Here is a 15,542-nt window from a genome sequence, read left to right as displayed (position 1 = left end):
GGGAGAGGGTCGGGGTGAGGGGCAGTCGTCACCGAGCCAGCGACCACATGTCCGACCGCAATTTCGCACGTCATCGCCCCTGCGCAGGCAGGCGCCAAGTGTGAGAGTGCAGCGAGCACGCACCCACACCAACCAACGCGAGTCTGTTTGAGAAAACCGCCGCGGCAACGCCGCATCGTCGTCGGCCGGGATCGGCTACGCCATCCCGCCGGCCGCGCTTGTCGGCGTGGAGCGGCATGGCCGCTCACTCGCCGGCCCGCGCGGTGGGAGCCGGAACGACCCGTGGCGAAATCGTTGTGGCTGCTTCCGTCAGGACCTGACCAGGTTGGCGACGACCACGTCCGCCCGACTCCCGCGCGCCCTATGGCGGAGCCGGGCGGCGCAATCAAGCCGTTAGCGACGCACGCGGAAGCAGCGGCGCTGCGGTCCGTAGTAACCATCGACCCAGCGGCAGACGGTCTGCGCGCGCGGCCCGCCGCGATAGCCGTTCCAGGCGTAGCGATTGTCGCGCCAACCGCGATCCCCGCGCCAGCCGCGATCGCCACGCCACCCGCGGCGGTCGTTCCAGCCGCGGTGATCATCCCAGCCGCGATGATCGTTCCACCCGCGCCGGTCGTCCCAGCGATCGCGCGGATGCGCACCGGCCGCGCTCGGCACCAACGTCGTCGCCGCGACCAGCCCGGCGATGCTCAAGGTCATCAGTTTCATACGCTCTACTCCCGAAATCCCCGCTGTGACTCGGAAGATGCGCGCACGCCGCTGCATCGACGCTGAACCCTATGGTAAGCTGACAGAAAGCTTGTCGAGATCGGGCGTCAGCACGATCTGGCACGCCAACCGGCTGGTCCGCCGCGCATCGGGGACGAGGTCGAGCATGTCCTCCTCCTCCTCGCGCGCCGCGGGCAGGCGCGCGAACCAGTCGGGCGCGACGACCACATGGCAGGTCGCGCACGCCAGGTCGCCGTTGCACGTCCCCTCGATCGGCAGGCCGTTACGCCGCGCCACGTCGAGCAACCGCTCGCCCGCGTTCGCCGCCAGCGCGCGATCGTCGAACATCACCTTCATGCCGCCATCCTCTGCGCGTCGGCCGCCGCCACCAGCCGGTCGAGCGCCGCCGCCAGTTCGTGCTCGGTCGTGTACCGCCCGAATCCGACGCGGATCGTCGACCGCGCCTCCGCGTCCGTCAGCCCGATCGCACGCAGCACATGGCTGGTCCGCCCCGACCCGCTCGCACATGCCGACCCCGCCGAGAACGCCACGTCGCGCACGTCGCTCATCAACCGCGCGACGTCCAGCCCGTCGCGCCGCACGCTCAGATTGCCCGGCCAGCGATGCTCCGTGCTGCCGTTCAGCGTCCACCCCGCCAGCCGCTCCCGCGCCGCCGCGAACAACCGCGCGGCGTGCGCTGCATCCTCCACCATCCGCGCCTTGGCCAGAACGGCGGCCGCTCCGAACCCCGCGCACAATGCCGGGCTCAGCGTGCCCGACCGCCCACCCTCCTGATCGCCGCCGTGCAACAACGGCGTGATCGTCACCCCGTCGCGCAGCCACAGCGCCCCGATTCCCTTCGGGCCGTGGATCTTGTGCGCCGACACCGCCACCATGTCGCACGCCTCCGGGATCGGCACCCGCCCGAACCCCTGCACCGCATCGCAAAGCAGCAGCGCGCCGAGCGGCCGCACCGCCGCCGCGATCTCGGGCATCGGCTGGATCACCCCGATCTCGTTGTTCACCAGCATCACCGCGGCAAGGACAGCGCCCGTTTCGCGCACCGCGGCTGCCATCGCCTGCGGATCGACCCGCCCGTCCTGCCCGACCGGCACCACCACGCTCGCGCGTCCGCTTGCCGCCACCGTATCCAGCACCGCGGCATGTTCGGTCGCCTGGGTGACGATCGCGCCGCCCCCGATGTGGCCGGTGCCCTTGATCGCCCAGTTGAGCGCCTCGGTCGCCCCGCTGGTGAAGACCACGCGCCCGCCCGCCGGCATCAGCGCCGCGACCTGGGCCCGCGCCACCTCCACCGCCGCCTTCGCGGCACGCCCGGCCCGGTGCGGCGAGTGCGGGTTGGCGTGCTGGTCGCGCAGCCACGGCACCATCGCATCGAACGCCTCCGGCGCCAGCGGCGTCGTCGCCTGATAGTCGAGATAGGTCACGCCGCGAACCGCCCCGTTGCACGCGCCACCCCGCGCCATGCCGCGACGAACCGCTCGACATCGGCGTCGGTGGTAGCCCGCCCGAAGCTCACCCGCACCACCTCGCGCGATGCTTCCTCGCTCCAGCCCATCGCGCGCAACACATGGCTGGGCTTCAGGCTCCCGCTCGCGCACGCGCTGCCTGCCGACACCGCGATGCCCTGCATGTCGAAGCGGATCAGCTGCGCCGCCGATCCGACCCCGGACATCCGGTACGCGCCGATCGCCGGGTGCCGCGCGGCCGACTCGGCCACCACGATGCCGCCCGACCGCCGCACCGCATCGTCCAGCCGCGCCCGTCGCGCCGCATGGTCGGGCTCCGCCTCGCCCAGTGCCGCCGCATGCCCCAGCACACCGGGAAGGTTCTCGGTCCCCGCGCGATAGCCGCGCTCCTGCCCGCCGCTCGGGTGCAGCGTCGCGACATCGCGGACCAGCAGCGCCCCCGTCCCCGGCGGTCCGCCGCGCTTGTGCGCCGACACCGCCACGAAATCGGCCAGCTTCGCCAGTTCGGGGCCGGCGGGCATCTGCGCCGCATCGACCAGCAGCAGCCCGCCCCCGTCATGCACCGCCGCCGCAATCGCGGCGATATCCTGCTTCACCCCCGTCTCGCTGTTGCACCACTGAACCGCCACCAGCGCCCCCGCCACGTCGCCGAGCGCGCCAGCATCGACCTGCCCCGACGCATCGACCGCAAGCACCTCGGCCTGTCCCGCCGCGCGCAGCACCGCGTCATGCTCCACTGCCGATACGATCCGGCGCGCCGCGGTGCACCGCCCCAGCGCGATCGCCAGCGACTCGCTCGCCCCGCTCGTCAGCAGCACCTCATGGCTCCAGCCGTACGCGGCGGCGATCCGCCCGCGCGCTTCCTCCAGCGGCGCACGCGCCGCGCGCCCCGCCGCATGCGGCGACGACGGATTGGCCCACATCGCCATTCCCTCGCGCACCGCATCGACGGCGGCGGTGGTCATCGGAGTCGTCGCGGCGTGGTCGAGGTACAGCGGCTCGGTCAAGACACATTCCATTATCGGCGTTCCGGCCTATATAGCGCGCTTCCCGCCGGCCCCAACGCCTGCCGCCCAAGCTACAAGGTCACCATGCCCGAAGTCATCTTTCCCGGACCCGAAGGCCGCATCGAGGGCCGCTTCGCCCCCGCCCCGCGCCCGCGCGCGCCCGTCGCGATGATCCTCCACCCGCATCCCAATGCGGGCGGCACGATGAACAACAAGATCGTGCAGGAACTCTACAAGACTTTCCAGCGCCGCGGTTTCGCCACGCTGCGCTTCAACTTCCGCGGCGTGGGCAAGAGCCAGGGGACGTTCGACAACGGCATCGGCGAGCTGTCGGACGCCGCCGCCGCGCTCGACTGGGTGCAGAGCTTCCACCCGGAGGCGCAGACGACCTGGATCGCCGGCTTCTCGTTCGGCGCGTGGATCGGCATGCAGCTGCTGATGCGCCGCCCGGAGATCCGCGGCTTCATCTCGATCGCGCCGCCCGCCAATCTCTACGACTTCTCGTTCCTGGCGCCGTGCCCGTCGTCGGGGATCATCATCCAGGGCGCCGAGGACGAAGTCGCCACCCCGCTCGCCTCGCAGAAGCTGGTCGACAAGCTGCGCACGCAGAAGCACATCACGATCCACCACGACGTGATCCCGCGCGCGAACCACTTCTTCGAGCACGAGATGCCCGACCTGATGAAGTCGGTAGACAATTACCTCGACATGCGCCTGGACCCGAACTCGCCGATCAAATAGGCCGCGCGGAAGCGCAGGCGCTGCCTGCGCCCGCCTTCCGCGGCCGACCGGTCGGCGCCGCCCCGCGCCGACCGACGACGCGGGCTTTGCCCGCGGCGCTGCCCTGCGATATGATGCGCGTGGAGGTATGCGATGTCCTCACACCGGTCAAAGCCATGGTTCGCCGTGAAGCGCTACGGCATGGGCGCGGGGATGCCGATCGCATGGCAGGGCTGGGCGTTGCTGGCGCTCTTCTTCGCGATCCTGGCCCTCGCGAACATCTACCTCGACCATCAGGGAGCGCGGACGGCGGTGATCGTGACCGCCGCGGTCCTTCTGTCGATCGTCGCCTTCTTCAGGACCGACGGCGACTGGCGGTGGCGCTGGGGCGACGATCGCTGACGCTCACACCGTCCAGATCAGCACATTCCCCACCAGCACCGCCGCCATCACCAGCATCAGCACGCCCTTCAACCGCTCGCGCCGCTTCACCAGCAGGTAGCCGCCGCCGATCGCGCACGCAAACGCCGCCAGCATCGCCAGCGCAGGCGCCACCGCCGCCACCCCGCCCACGGCCGCCCCGGTCACGCCGCCTCCCCCGCCAGCACGCGCGCGTAGGCGGCCATGTCGACATTCCCGCCCGACAGCACCACCAGCATGCCCGGCTCCACCGCGACCCGCCCTGCCAGCAGCGCCGCGAGCGCAACCGCCCCGCCCGGCTCCACCACCAGCCGCAACCGCGCCGCCGCCCAGCGCTGCGCCGCGCGGATCTCCGCCTCGCTCACCGCGACGCCGGTCGCATCGCGCCGCGACAGCACATCGAACGTCAGCGGCGACACGCGGGTGGTCTGCAACGCATCGCACGCGGTCGGCGGCGGGTTGTCGCCGACCGGCTCGATCCAGCTCGCCTCCAGGCTGCGGCGCATGTCGTCCCAGCCCTCCGGCTCCACGACCGTCACCCGCGTCTCGGGCAGTGCCAGCGCGATTCCCGCCGCTAGCCCGCCGCCCCCGCACGGCACCACCACATGGGCCGGCGCGCCCAGCCCGGCCGCGACCATCTGCGCCGCCGCCTCGATGCCCGCGCTACCCTGCCCCTCGATCACCCACGGATCGTCGAAGCTCGGCACCAACGTGGCCCCGCGCGCCTCCGCCAGCCGCGCCGCGATCGCCTCGCGCGATTCGCTCGCGCGATCGTAGGTCACCACCTCCGCCCCCAGCGCCAGCGTCGACTCGCGCTTGGCGGCCGGCGCATCGGCGGGCATCACCACGGTCGCCGCCATGCCCAGCCGCCGCGCCGCCCAGGCGATCCCTTGCGCATGATTGCCCGACGAGAACGCCACGACCCCACGTCGCCGCGATTCGGCGCTCAATGCGGTCAGCCGATGCCAGGCGCCGCGCACCTTGAACGCGCCGATCGGCTGGAGACATTCCGCCTTAAAGGCCACGTCTAACCCATTGATTTCGTGAGTGTATATTGGCGTGGGCGGCAGGATCGCCGCCACCTTCGCCGCTGCATCCCGAACCCCTGCCCGGGTCGGTTGTCGCATAATCGTCACAGAAGCACCTTTCGTCGCATCAGGTACTTTACATCCCCGATCAGCGATCATATTTCGCGCCTCCGCTGCCCCATGGGACTTCCAACCGCAAGGCAGCTTTTGTCACCGTATGCCGCAAGGCAATTGGAGGTCCCTTGAGTTGCACCAGCATCATCGCGCGCTGGGGCTAGCGCCCCTTTCGACCGTCCCTGCCGATTCCGTCGCCGGGGCCATCGACATCGCTGCTCGTCGTCCGGTTCAGCCGGTCACGATCGTTCGTCCGCACGCCGCGGCACGGGCCGCCCGCTTCTTTACGGAGAAGTTCCCGGGCCGGACCATGTATGCGGTCAAGGCGAACCCGAGCCCGGAGCTGCTACGCACGCTGTATGACAACGGCGTGACGACCTATGACGTCGCCTCGATCGCCGAGGTGCGGCTGGTCGCCTGTACGTTGCCGGATGCGACCCTGTGCTTCATGCACCCGGTCAAGGCCGAGGAAGCGATCGCCGAGGCGTATTTCACGCACGGCGTGCGCACCTTCTCGCTCGACAGCATGGAAGAGCTGGCGAAGATCGTGTCGGCCACCCGCGGTGCCGCGGACCTCACTTTGTGCGTGCGGCTGCGCGTCTCGTCGGAGCATTCGAAGCTCAGCCTGGGCGCGAAGTTCGGCGTCGCGCCGGACGAGGCCAAGGAACTGCTGCTCGCCACCCGTCAGGTCGCCGATGCGCTGGGCATCTGCTTCCACGTCGGTTCGCAGGCGATGACGCCGGATGCCTATGCGCAGGCGATGGAGCGCGTGCGCCAGGCGATCGTGTCGGCGGCGGTCACGGTCGACGTCATCGACGTCGGCGGCGGCTTCCCCTCGGCCTATCCGGGCATGACCCCGCCGCCGCTCGAGCGCTATTTCGAGACGATCCACCGCGCGTTCGAGAGCCTGCCGATCAGCTATTCGGCGGAACTCTGGGCGGAGCCGGGCCGCGCGCTCAGCGCCGAGTACAGCTCGGTCGTGGTGCGCGTGGAGCGTCGCCGCGGTGAGGAACTCTATATCAACGACGGCGCGTACGGCGCGCTGTTCGACGCGGCGCACATCGGCTGGCGCTACCCGGTCGCGCTGCTGCGCGAACCCGAGTCGACCGTCCGCGATCATGCGTTCAGCTTCTGGGGTCCGACCTGCGACGACATGGACTTCATGGCCGGCCCCTTCCCGCTCCCCGCGGACGTGACCGCCGGCGACTATATCGAGGTCGGGATGCTCGGCGCGTATGGCGCGGCGATGCGGACCGCCTTCAACGGTTTCACCTCGGACGAGACGGTGGTCGCCACCGACGAGCCGATGGAATCGCTCTACATCGCGCTGCCGCAGCAGGTTACCGGCAACGTCGTGAAGCTGTAACGTTACGACTTCAGTGATCCGGTGGCGGCGTGCGGACCATCCGCGCGCCGTCATCGTTCGGGTCTTCGCGTCCCCTTAGAACGACGTGCATTTCCCTATGGGAGCCCCCATGACCGACACCACCATCAACGACACGCGCCCCAATGACCTTAGGAAGGCGGAACTGCTGTCGAAGCAGGTCAAGCACATCGACATCAAGAGCTTCGACGCGCGCCCGATCGTCGACGCGATGAGCGACATGAGCTTCACCAGCCGCGACCTCGGCCGCGCGACGAAGATCTACAATCAGATGCTGGGCGACAAGGATTGCACCGTCGTCCTCGTCATCGCCGGGTCGACCTCGGCGGGCGGCTGCATGGACCTGTATGCGGAGCTCGTTCGCAACAACATGGTCGACGTGATCGTCGCCACCGGCGCGACCATCGTCGACATGGATTTCTTCGAGGGCCTGGGCCACAAGCACTATCAGGCGCTCGAGGTGCCCGACGACGACACGCTGCGCTCGCTCTACATCGACCGCATCTACGACACGTATATCGACGAGGAGCAGCTTCAGGACTGCGACCACACGATCTACGAGATCTGCAACACGCTGGAGCCGAAGGCTTATTCGTCGCGCGCCTTCATCCGTGAAATGGGCAAGTATCTCGTCGAGAACGGCAAGAAGGAGAACAGCCTCGTCAAGCTCGCCTACGAGCATGACGTGCCGATCTTCTGCCCGGCGTTCGTCGACAGCTCGGCGGGCTTCGGCCTCGTCAAGCACCAGGTCGACCGCGCCAAGGAGGGCAAGCCGTATCTGATGATCGACGCGGTGGCGGATTTCCGCGAGCTGACCGACATCAAGATCAAGGCGGGCGAGACCGGCCTGCTGATGATCGGCGGCGGCGTACCGAAGAACTTCATCCAGGACACGGTCGTCTGCGCCGAGATCCTCGGGCACGACGATGTCGCGGTTCACAAGTACGCGGTGCAGATCACCGTCGCCGACGTTCGCGACGGCGCCTGCTCGTCCTCGACGCTGCAGGAAGCCGCCAGCTGGGGCAAGGTGTCGACCGCGATCGAGCAGATGGTCTTCGCCGAGGCCGGCTCAGTCATGCCGCTGCTGGCGTCGGACGCCTATCACCGCGGCCTGTGGAAGGACCGCCCGGTCCGCAAGTGGGCGACCATCTTCGACGCGAAGTAAGCGGCACCGCCCTCCCTCCCTCGCCCCTCGCAGAGGGGAGAGGGAGGCGCAGACTTCGGCTTTGCGACAGCAAAGTCCTAGTCGAAGCTGGGTGAGGGGTGGCGCTCGCCAGCGAGCGCGCGAGCCTTCGGCTCGCTCGACCCCTCACCCAAGCTGCGCTAAGCAGCAACGCTATCCCTCTCCCCTACCAGGGGCGAGCGCAGCAGCCAGGGATGACGCGCAGCACGGAACCCGCCATACTCCCCGGAACGAACACCATCGGAGAGCCCCGCGGATGCCGATCGATCGCCGCACCCTGATCGCCAGCGCCGCCGCGCTTGCCGCGGCTCCTGCCGTCCGTGCACAATCGACCGAGGCCACGTGGCCGCCGCGCGAACAGTTCCGGCTCTGGCCCAAGCACCCGCCCAACAGCCCCCGCCGCCTCCCCACCCCGAACAACGAGATGAGCGGCCAGCCGCCGCGCCGCGAGCTTCACCTGCGCGGCGTCGCCGAGCCGATCGTCGGCGTCTACCGCGCTGCAAAGCCGGACGGCCGGGCGCTGCTGTCGCTCCCCGGCGGCGGCTACCGCTTCCTCTCGGTCGAGAACGAAGGCATCAACGTCGCGAAGGCGTTCAACCCGCTCGGCATCACCGTGTTCGTCCTTGCCTATCGCCTGCCGGGTGAAGGCTGGCTCGAGCCGCAGGACGTGCCCCTGCAGGATGCGCAGCGCGCGATGCGCCTGATTCACGCGCGCGCCGCCGACGTCGCGATCGACCCGGCCAGGCTCGGCGTCATCGGCTTCTCCGCCGGCGGACTGCTCGCCGCCAGCCTCGCCGTCGCGCACATGGATCCGGTCTATCCGCGCCTCGACGCCGCCGACGACCTGCCCGCCCGCCCCGCCTTCGCCGGGCTCGTCTATCCCGTCATCACCGGCGACTTCATGCGCGTCGGCACGCTCGCGGCCGCGCGCTTCGACACCGACCGCCGCGTGCGCCGCGACACGCCCCCGGTCTTCATCGCGCACGCGCTCGACGATCCGACCGTGCCCGCCACGCAGCCGATGGCGATGCTCGCCGCCTGCCAGGCCGCGCGCGTGCCCGCCGAGGCGCATTTCTTCCAGGAAGGCGGGCATGGCTTCGGCCCCGCCTATCTCGCCCCCGACCTGCCCGGCGCGCAATGGCCGCAGCTGTTCGACCGCTGGACGCAGCGCACGCTCAGCCGAACAGCCGCGTAAGGCTCCGCTCCAGCACCAGCATCCGCCACAGCAGCACGCCGTGGTCCGCCTGCCCGGCGCGATGCGCGTCGGCCACCGCGGCGAGGCGCGGCAGGTCGAACCACCCCAGCTCCGCCAGCATTCGCGACCGCGCCAGCCCCGCCATGTCCGCCGCCAACGGCCCGCGCAACCACACGGCGACCGGCGGCGCCGGTGCCTCGACCGGCATCGCCGGCAGATACGCCGCCATCGCACCCGCCAGCAGCGACACCCGCCGAGCGCGCAATCCCAGCGCGAACCCCACCAGCCGCGGATCGGCGAAGGGCGCGCGCCACTCCACCCCCGCCGCCATCCCGACGCGATCCGTCATCGTCAGCACCTGCGCCGGCAACCGCACCGCCACTTCCGCACGCCGTGCCGCATCGATCGGATCGCCCGCTCGCGCATAGCGCGACAGCGGATCGTGACCGTCCGGTACGCCGCTCGCGACGCCTCGCCATGCCGCCTCGGGCAGCGCCCCGATCGCCGCCGCCAGGTCGTCACCAGCGCTGCGCAGCCACGGCCACCCGCGGCGCCGCCACGCCTCGCGCCGCGCGAACCCGCGCCACCGCCCGCCGTCCAGCAGCAGCCCCGCGCCGATCCCCGACAGCGCCACCGCCCCGCTCTCCCGCGCGACCACCAGTGCGTCGATCGCGGCCGGATCGCCGAACGGCTCGTCGAACGTCGCCACCATGTCGTCCAGCAACATCGCCACGTCGCCGCCCGGAACCTTGCCCGGAACCGCACCCGAAACGTCGCGATGCGCGGTCGCGAATCGCGCCGCCACCTCGGCCCCGGTCCCGGCCGTCCGCACCGCCTTCGCGCTCGCCTCGGCCAGTAGTGCGACGACCGCCGCATCGCCCGGCCCGCCCAGCAGCAGCGCCGTCGCATTGTCGCCCGCTGTCCGCGCCACCGCCCCGCGCATCTCCGGCAGCAATGCCGCGGGCGCGCTTTCCGCAGTATCGCGCAAGCTCCACCACCGCCGCGCCCCGCGCAGCGGCCGCCCGCGCTCGACCAGCACGAAATGCCCCGCCGGCAGCTTCTCGACCCCCGCGACCACGCAGCCGTCGTCGGGCACATGCCCCAGCGCAAGGAAGTCAGCGACCGCCCGTGCATCCGCCGCGCGCCGCATCAGCGGATGCGCCAGCACCCCCTTCAGCTCGGAGGCGAACACCAGCGCCCCGTCCGGCAGCATCGCCAGGTGCAGCGGCTTGGCGCCCAGCCGGTCGCGCGCCAGGAACAGCGTCTGCATCGCCGCATCGTGCACCGCGATCGCGAACCCGCCCTCCAGCCGGTCGAGCAGCGCGGGCCCCCACGCCGCGAAGCCGTGCAACACCACCTCGGCGTCGCCCTCACCCGCGAAGCGGTGCCCCAACGCACGCAGCTCGTCGCGAAGCGCAACATGGTTCAGGATCGTCCCGTCCAGCATGGCGGCATAGCGCAGGTCGGGCGTCGCGACCGGCTGCACCGCACCCGCGCCTCCGACCACCGCCAGCCGACGATGCGCGAAGCCGACGCCGGGCGCGGTCCACTCGCCCGCGCCGTCCGGCCCGCGGTGTGCCATTGCCGCCGCCATCGCGCGGACGCGCGCCGCCTCGACCGGCTTGGGCGTGGCCGGATGAAAGAGCCCGGCGATCGCACCCATCTCAGCGCGCGTCCGCCGCCGCGCCGTCGTTCCGCCCGTTCACGCTTGCTCGTCCACGCCTGCCCATGCGCGCGGCGCTATCACGGCGGCGGGCGTTCAGCGACCCCGAACCGAGGGCCGCCGCCGCGGCGCAGCGTCGGACCGTCGCCGCACCAGCGTATAGTCGAGCGTCACGTGCTTCGGCTCGCCCCGCTCTCCCGCGCTGCCGGCCTCGCGCCGGTCGAACAGCATCGTCGCCAGCAATTGCACCGCCGCCCGGCTCATGTCGGCGATCGGCTGGCGGATCGTGGTCAGCTCGGGCCAGATCGTCGTCGCCACCGCGCTGTCGTCGAAGCCGCACACCGTGAGGTCGCCCGGCACGTCCAGCCCGCGGCGATGCGCCACCGCCACCGTCGCCGCGGCCATGTCGTCGTTGCTCGCAAAGATCGCGGTCGGCGGCTCGGACAGGTCGAGCAGCTCCTCCGCCGCCTCCAGCCCCGAGCGGTAGCTGTACAGCCCGCGCACCACCAGCGCATCGTCGTGCGGCATCCCCGCGGCGGACAGCGCCTCGCGATACCCCGCCAGCCGCTCGCCGCTGGCGTGGATATTGGCGTTACCGGTGATGAAGCCGACGCGCTCATGCCCCAGCGCCAGCAGGTGCGCGGTCATCTCGCGCGCCGCCGCGCGATCGTCGATCGCCACCGCGCCGGCCTGCGGCGACGGGTCGGTGGTCGCCACCACCACGGTGGGGATGCCGGCGGCGAGCAGCACTTCCAGCACGATCGGGGAATCGCACAGCGGCGGCGGCAGGATCACCCCGTCGATCCCGCCGCGGATCAGCCGCTCGGCGACCTCGCGCTCATGGTCGCCCAGATCGCATTTCTGCACGATCAGCTGGATGTCGGCACGGCCCGCCTGGTCGAGGCTGCCGAGCAGGAATGCGCTCAGATACGCCTCGCTGGGATTGCTGAACAGCAACCCCATGCGGATCTGCGCCGCTCCCGCCAGGCGCCGCGCCGCCGGATTGGGCGAATAATCCAGCTGCCGGATCGCCGCATTCACCGCGTCGCGCGTTTCGGCGCGCACGTTGCTTTCGGAGTTGATGACGCGCGACACCGTCATCGGCGACACGCCCGCCAGCCGCGCCACATCGGCGATCGTCGGTACCCCTGAATGTCGCTTGCGTCGCTCTCCCGTCATCGCGTCCCCCGTTGTTGAGCGTGCTTAGCAGGCCGGACGCATCCGTTAAGCCCCTCTTGCCCCATTTTGATGATAGCGTTCCCACGAACGGCTCACTAAGTCGGCGATCGTATCGAGGAAGAGGACCGCCATGCCCGACCGGAACATCGCGCCCACGCGTCGCGCCCTGCTCGCCGGGCTGGCCGCCACGCCGCTCGCCGCACCGGCGGGGGTCGCCGCCGCCGCGTCCGCGGGCGACACGCTCCCGCTCTGGCCCGGCTCGCCGCCCGGCGCGCCCGCCACGCTGCCGGTGCCCAGAACCGAGCAGCGCGCGAAGCCCGGCGCGCCGGACGATCGCTGGCTGACCGGCATCGCCGCCCCGTCGCTCACCGTCCGCCGCCCGGCACAGCCGAACGGCACCGCGGTCATGCTGATCCCCGGCGGCGGCTACGGCTTTCTCGCCTATGACAACGAAGGCGAGGAACAGGCGCGCTGGCTGACCGCGCGCGGCGTCACCTGCTTCATCCTGAGCTATCGCCTGCCCGCGGAGGGCTGGCGCGATCGCGCGCTCGTCCCGCTCCAGGATGCGCAGCGCGGGCTGCGGCTGATCCGCGCCAACGCCGCGCGCTACGGCGTCGACGCGGCCCGCGTGGCGATCATCGGCTTCTCCGCCGGCGGGCATCTCGCCGGCAGCCTCGCGACGCGCCATGCCGAGCGCACCTATGCCCCCGTCGACGCCGCCGACCGCGCATCGGCCCGTCCCGACCTCGCCGCGCTGATCTATCCGGTCGTGTCGCTGGTCGCGCCGTTCACGCATGTCGGATCGCGCGACAACCTGCTCGGCACCCCGTCCGACGATGCCGCGCGCCGCGCCGCCTCCGTCGAGAGCCACGTCGATGCGCCGACCGCGCCGATCTTCCTCGTCCACGCCAGCGACGACGATGTCGTGCCGATCGCCAACAGCCTCACGCTCTACCAGGCGTTGCTCGCCGCGAAGCGCCCGGCGGAGCTCCACGCGTTCGACCGCGGCGGCCACGGCTTCGGGGTCCGCCTTCCCGCCGACACCCCCGCCGCGGCGTGGCCGACGCTGTTCGCCGCCTTCGCCACCCGCCTCGGCGTGCTCCCGCCGGTCAAGGCGTCGTAGATGGGCACGACGCCATCCCCGTTTCGTTCGTGTCGGGCAGCCATCGAGTAGCGCCGCGGGAGCGTACCGGGCGCGCGTGTCGGGACACCGCCCTACGCGCCACCTGTCTCTCGATACGCCGTCCCGGCGCGCGGCTGCGCCGCGGCCCGACGGCTACACCCGCATCCTTCCCCCGCCCCACGCGTCTCACCTTCAACGCGGGCGACCGCCGCCCGGAGTATCCGCCATGACCCGCCTCCCTGCCGCCGCGCTGCTGCTCGCCGCCGCCACCCCCGCCGCCGCGCAGGATGGCGCGGACGTCGTCGTACGCGGTCGCGGTCTCGCGCCGCGCCCCGGTGACCAGGCCGCGTCCGTCGTCACGCTCGACGCCGCGCGCATCCGCGAGAACGCCAGCAACCGACTGGAGAGCGTGCTCGCCGACGTCGCCGGGCTGCAACAATTCCGCCGCGCCGACTCGCGGTCCGCCAACCCGACCAGCCAGGGCATCTCGCTGCGCGGGATCGGCGGCAATGCGTCGAGCCGTGCGCTGCTGATCCTCGACGGCGTGCCGCAAGCCGATCCGTTCGGCGGGTGGGTGCCGTTCCCCGCTTATGCCACCGACCGGATCGGCGCGATCCGCGTCACCCGTGGCGGCGGCAGCGGGTACTTCGGCCCGGGCGCGCTTGCCGGCACGGTCGAGATCGACAGCGCCGACCCGCGCGACCAGCCCGCGCTCGCCGCCGACCTCGCCTATGGCAGCCGCCGCTCGGTCGACGCCGGCGCATCGGCGATGCTGAAGCGCGGCGCCGGCTTCGCCACGCTGTCGGCCGCCTATGCCCGCGGCGACGGCTTCATCCCCACCGTCGCCGGGCAGCGCGGCCCCGCCGACCGCCCGGCCCCCTACGAGCAATTCTCCGCCGCCGCGCGCACCGTCGTCGACGTCGCGCCCGCCACCGAATTGCAGGCCAGCCTCTCCGGTTTCACCGACACGCGCGAGCGCGGCACCGCCTTCACCCGCAATCGCAGCGAGGGCGCCGACGCCAGCCTGCGCCTCGTCGGGCACGGCGCGCTCGGCTGGTCGGCGCTCGCCTATATTCAAACGCGCGCGTTCGCCTCGCAATTCGCCGGCGTCGATGCCGCACGCCGCACCGCGACGCAGACGCTCGACCAGTACAACACCCCCGCCACCGGCGTCGGTGGCCGGATCGAGCTGGCCCCGCGCCTGGGCAGCGGCACCGACCTGCGCCTCGGTGCCGACGTCCGCCGCGTCGATGGCCGCACGCAGGAATTCTATACCTATGTGGCCGGTCTCCCGACCCGCCGCCGCGTCGCGGGGGGTGCCGCGCTCACCTACGGTCTGTTCGCCGACGCCAGCCTCACCCGCGGGCCGGTGACGCTCACGCTCGGCGGGCGCGCCGACCGCTGGGAGCTCACCGATGGCCGCCTGCGCGAGACCGCGCTCGCCGACGGAGCCGCGCTCACCACCACCGACTTCGCTGACCGCCGCGGCACTGAATGGACCGGCCGCGCGGGCGCGGCCTGGACGATCGCCGCCCCGCTCACGCTGCGCGCCTCCGCCTATCGCGGCTGGCGCCTGCCGACGCTCAACGAGCTGTATCGCCCGTTCCGCGTCGGCACCGACGCGGTCGCCGCTAATGCCGCGCTCGCGCCCGAGCGTCTGACCGGCGTCGACGGCGGCCTGACGCTCACGCCGCTGGCCGGGTTCAGCCTGACCGGGACCCTCTTCTGGAACCGGTTGGAGGGGGCCATCGCCAACGTCACCGCGGGGCGCGGCCCCGGCACCTTCCCCGGCGTCGGCTTCGTCGCCGCCGGCGGCACCTACCGCGTCCGGCGCAACCTCGACGCGATCCGCTCGACGGGCGTCGAGGTCGACGCGCGCTGGGACCATGGCCCGTGGTTCGCGCAGGCCTCGTGGAGCCATGTCGCCCCGCGGGTCGAGGCATCCGGCGCCGCGCTCCCGCTCGACGACCTTCGCCCGGCGCAGACCCCGCGCGACCTCGTCTCGGCCGCGCTCGGCTGGCGCCGCGACGCCGCCGCGCTCTCCGCCACGCTCCGGCACAGCGCCGCGCAGTTCGAGGACGACCAGAACACCCGCCTGCTCGCCGCCGCCACCACGCTCGACACCTATGCCGCGCTCCCGCTCACCCGCCGTATCGCGATCGAGGCGCGGGCCGAAAACCTCTTCGACGCCCGCGTCGAGGCCGGCGTCAGCGGCACCGGCGTCGTCGAGCGCGCCACCCCGCGCACGCTGTGGATCGGCCTCCGCCTGCGGTCGTGACGGCGCGGCGCCGAAGCGAGGGCGCTGACCCGACCGTTCGTGCCGAGCGTGTC

The 15,542-nt window shown here is 71.8% G+C and carries 15 protein-coding genes and 1 other RNA gene; 7 read left to right on the top strand and 9 right to left on the bottom strand.

Annotated elements, in window-relative coordinates; genetic code table 11:
• Positions 1–259 precede the first annotated feature (259 nt).
• From ffs to J2Y58_RS02205, 5 genes are all read right to left on the bottom strand, one after another.
• An RNA gene (ffs, locus tag J2Y58_RS02225) (signal recognition particle sRNA small type) lies at positions 260–357 on the bottom strand.
• Positions 358–393: 36 nt separating this feature from the next.
• On the bottom strand, positions 394–708 hold the full coding sequence (locus tag J2Y58_RS02220; RefSeq protein ID WP_310098044.1) for a hypothetical protein: 315 nt from the start codon (positions 706–708) through the stop codon (positions 394–396).
• A 69-nt stretch (positions 709–777) separates the two neighbouring features.
• A complete protein-coding gene (locus J2Y58_RS02215) occupies positions 778–1,065 on the bottom strand; it encodes a 2Fe-2S iron-sulfur cluster-binding protein (protein WP_310098041.1) in 288 nt (95 codons plus the stop codon).
• Positions 1,062–2,153 (bottom strand): cysteine desulfurase family protein, encoded by a 1,092-nt coding sequence (locus tag J2Y58_RS02210; protein WP_310098038.1) that lies wholly within the window; start codon positions 2,151–2,153, stop codon positions 1,062–1,064. Before J2Y58_RS02210 ends, J2Y58_RS02215 begins: the two co-directional genes overlap by 4 nt.
• On the bottom strand, positions 2,150–3,214 hold the full coding sequence (locus J2Y58_RS02205; RefSeq protein WP_310098035.1) for an aminotransferase class V-fold PLP-dependent enzyme: 1,065 nt from the start codon (positions 3,212–3,214) through the stop codon (positions 2,150–2,152). The genes J2Y58_RS02210 and J2Y58_RS02205 overlap by 4 nt, the downstream gene beginning before the upstream one ends.
• A 72-nt stretch (positions 3,215–3,286) precedes the next feature.
• Between J2Y58_RS02205 and J2Y58_RS02200 the strand changes: the two genes are divergently transcribed.
• Both J2Y58_RS02200 and J2Y58_RS02195 read left to right on the top strand, forming a co-directional pair.
• Positions 3,287–3,943, top strand: a complete 657-nt coding sequence (locus J2Y58_RS02200; RefSeq protein ID WP_058756401.1) for an alpha/beta hydrolase — start codon at positions 3,287–3,289, stop codon at positions 3,941–3,943.
• Positions 3,944–4,075: 132 nt separating this feature from the next.
• Positions 4,076–4,324 carry a hypothetical protein gene (locus J2Y58_RS02195; protein ID WP_310098030.1) on the top strand — a complete coding sequence of 83 codons (249 nt, stop codon included), beginning with the start codon at positions 4,076–4,078 and terminating at the stop codon, positions 4,322–4,324.
• Positions 4,325–4,327: 3 nt separating this feature from the next.
• Here the strand turns inward: J2Y58_RS02195 and J2Y58_RS02190 are convergent, their stop codons facing one another.
• Together J2Y58_RS02190 and J2Y58_RS02185 are read right to left on the bottom strand one after the other, a co-directional pair.
• Positions 4,328–4,510 carry a hypothetical protein gene (locus tag J2Y58_RS02190; RefSeq protein ID WP_310098027.1) on the bottom strand — a complete coding sequence of 61 codons (183 nt, stop codon included), beginning with the start codon at positions 4,508–4,510 and terminating at the stop codon, positions 4,328–4,330.
• Positions 4,507–5,469: a pyridoxal-phosphate dependent enzyme gene (locus J2Y58_RS02185; protein ID WP_310098354.1), complete on the bottom strand. Its 963-nt coding sequence runs from the start codon at positions 5,467–5,469 to the stop codon at positions 4,507–4,509. Before J2Y58_RS02185 ends, J2Y58_RS02190 begins: the two co-directional genes overlap by 4 nt.
• A 148-nt stretch (positions 5,470–5,617) precedes the next feature.
• Here J2Y58_RS02185 and J2Y58_RS02180 point away from each other — a divergent pair, with 148 nt between their 5' ends.
• From J2Y58_RS02180 to J2Y58_RS02170, 3 genes are all read left to right on the top strand, one after another.
• The gene (locus J2Y58_RS02180) at positions 5,618–6,850 is read left to right on the top strand and encodes a type III PLP-dependent enzyme (protein WP_310098025.1); all 1,233 of its coding nucleotides are present in this window, start codon (positions 5,618–5,620) and stop codon (positions 6,848–6,850) included.
• 109 nt (positions 6,851–6,959) lie between these two features.
• The gene (locus J2Y58_RS02175) at positions 6,960–8,033 is read left to right on the top strand and encodes a 1,9-bis(guanidino)-5-aza-nonane synthase (RefSeq protein ID WP_310098022.1); all 1,074 of its coding nucleotides are present in this window, start codon (positions 6,960–6,962) and stop codon (positions 8,031–8,033) included.
• Between the two features lie 274 nt (positions 8,034–8,307).
• Positions 8,308–9,246 carry an alpha/beta hydrolase gene (locus J2Y58_RS02170; protein ID WP_310098018.1) on the top strand — a complete coding sequence of 313 codons (939 nt, stop codon included), beginning with the start codon at positions 8,308–8,310 and terminating at the stop codon, positions 9,244–9,246.
• On the opposite strand, the gene J2Y58_RS02165 is transcribed toward J2Y58_RS02170, so the two are convergent.
• Positions 9,227–10,909, bottom strand: a complete 1,683-nt coding sequence (locus J2Y58_RS02165; RefSeq protein WP_310098014.1) for an asparagine synthase-related protein — start codon at positions 10,907–10,909, stop codon at positions 9,227–9,229. The genes J2Y58_RS02170 and J2Y58_RS02165 overlap by 20 nt on opposite strands.
• A gap of 96 nt (positions 10,910–11,005) precedes the next feature.
• Positions 11,006–12,088, bottom strand: coding sequence for a LacI family DNA-binding transcriptional regulator (locus tag J2Y58_RS02160; protein WP_310098011.1), 1,083 nt, complete (start codon positions 12,086–12,088; stop codon positions 11,006–11,008).
• 130 nt (positions 12,089–12,218) lie between these two features.
• Here J2Y58_RS02160 and J2Y58_RS02155 point away from each other — a divergent pair, with 130 nt between their 5' ends.
• Together J2Y58_RS02155 and J2Y58_RS02150 are read left to right on the top strand one after the other, a co-directional pair.
• Positions 12,219–13,211: an alpha/beta hydrolase gene (locus tag J2Y58_RS02155; RefSeq protein WP_310098009.1), complete on the top strand. Its 993-nt coding sequence runs from the start codon at positions 12,219–12,221 to the stop codon at positions 13,209–13,211.
• A gap of 226 nt (positions 13,212–13,437) precedes the next feature.
• Entirely contained in the window at positions 13,438–15,489 is a 2,052-nt protein-coding gene (locus J2Y58_RS02150) for a TonB-dependent receptor domain-containing protein (RefSeq protein WP_310098006.1), read from the top strand.
• Positions 15,490–15,542: the final 53 nt, after the last annotated feature.

Origin of the sequence: Sphingomonas sp. BE138, assembly GCF_031456125.1 — a bacterium.
Classification (GTDB): Bacteria; Pseudomonadota; Alphaproteobacteria; order Sphingomonadales; family Sphingomonadaceae; genus Sphingomonas.
This window is presented reverse-complemented; position numbering and strand designations above follow the sequence as displayed.

Excerpts from the sequence above, each read along its gene's own strand:
- J2Y58_RS02220 (WP_310098044.1), bottom strand. The coding sequence starts at position 708 with ATGAAACTGATGACCTTGAGCATCGCCGGGCTGGTCGCGGCGACGACG.
- J2Y58_RS02215 (WP_310098041.1), bottom strand. The coding sequence starts at position 1,065 with ATGAAGGTGATGTTCGACGATCGCGCGCTGGCGGCGAACGCGGGCGAG.
- J2Y58_RS02205 (WP_310098035.1), bottom strand. The coding sequence starts at position 3,214 with ATGGAATGTGTCTTGACCGAGCCGCTGTACCTCGACCACGCCGCGACG.
- J2Y58_RS02200 (WP_058756401.1), top strand. The coding sequence starts at position 3,287 with ATGCCCGAAGTCATCTTTCCCGGACCCGAAGGCCGCATCGAGGGCCGC.
- J2Y58_RS02195 (WP_310098030.1), top strand. The coding sequence starts at position 4,076 with ATGTCCTCACACCGGTCAAAGCCATGGTTCGCCGTGAAGCGCTACGGC.
- J2Y58_RS02185 (WP_310098354.1), bottom strand. The coding sequence starts at position 5,469 with ATGCGACAACCGACCCGGGCAGGGGTTCGGGATGCAGCGGCGAAGGTG.
- J2Y58_RS02175 (WP_310098022.1), top strand. The coding sequence starts at position 6,960 with ATGACCGACACCACCATCAACGACACGCGCCCCAATGACCTTAGGAAG.
- J2Y58_RS02170 (WP_310098018.1), top strand. The coding sequence starts at position 8,308 with ATGCCGATCGATCGCCGCACCCTGATCGCCAGCGCCGCCGCGCTTGCC.
- J2Y58_RS02165 (WP_310098014.1), bottom strand. The coding sequence starts at position 10,909 with ATGGGTGCGATCGCCGGGCTCTTTCATCCGGCCACGCCCAAGCCGGTC.
- J2Y58_RS02160 (WP_310098011.1), bottom strand. The coding sequence starts at position 12,088 with ATGACGGGAGAGCGACGCAAGCGACATTCAGGGGTACCGACGATCGCC.
- J2Y58_RS02155 (WP_310098009.1), top strand. The coding sequence starts at position 12,219 with ATGCCCGACCGGAACATCGCGCCCACGCGTCGCGCCCTGCTCGCCGGG.
- J2Y58_RS02150 (WP_310098006.1), top strand. The coding sequence starts at position 13,438 with ATGACCCGCCTCCCTGCCGCCGCGCTGCTGCTCGCCGCCGCCACCCCC.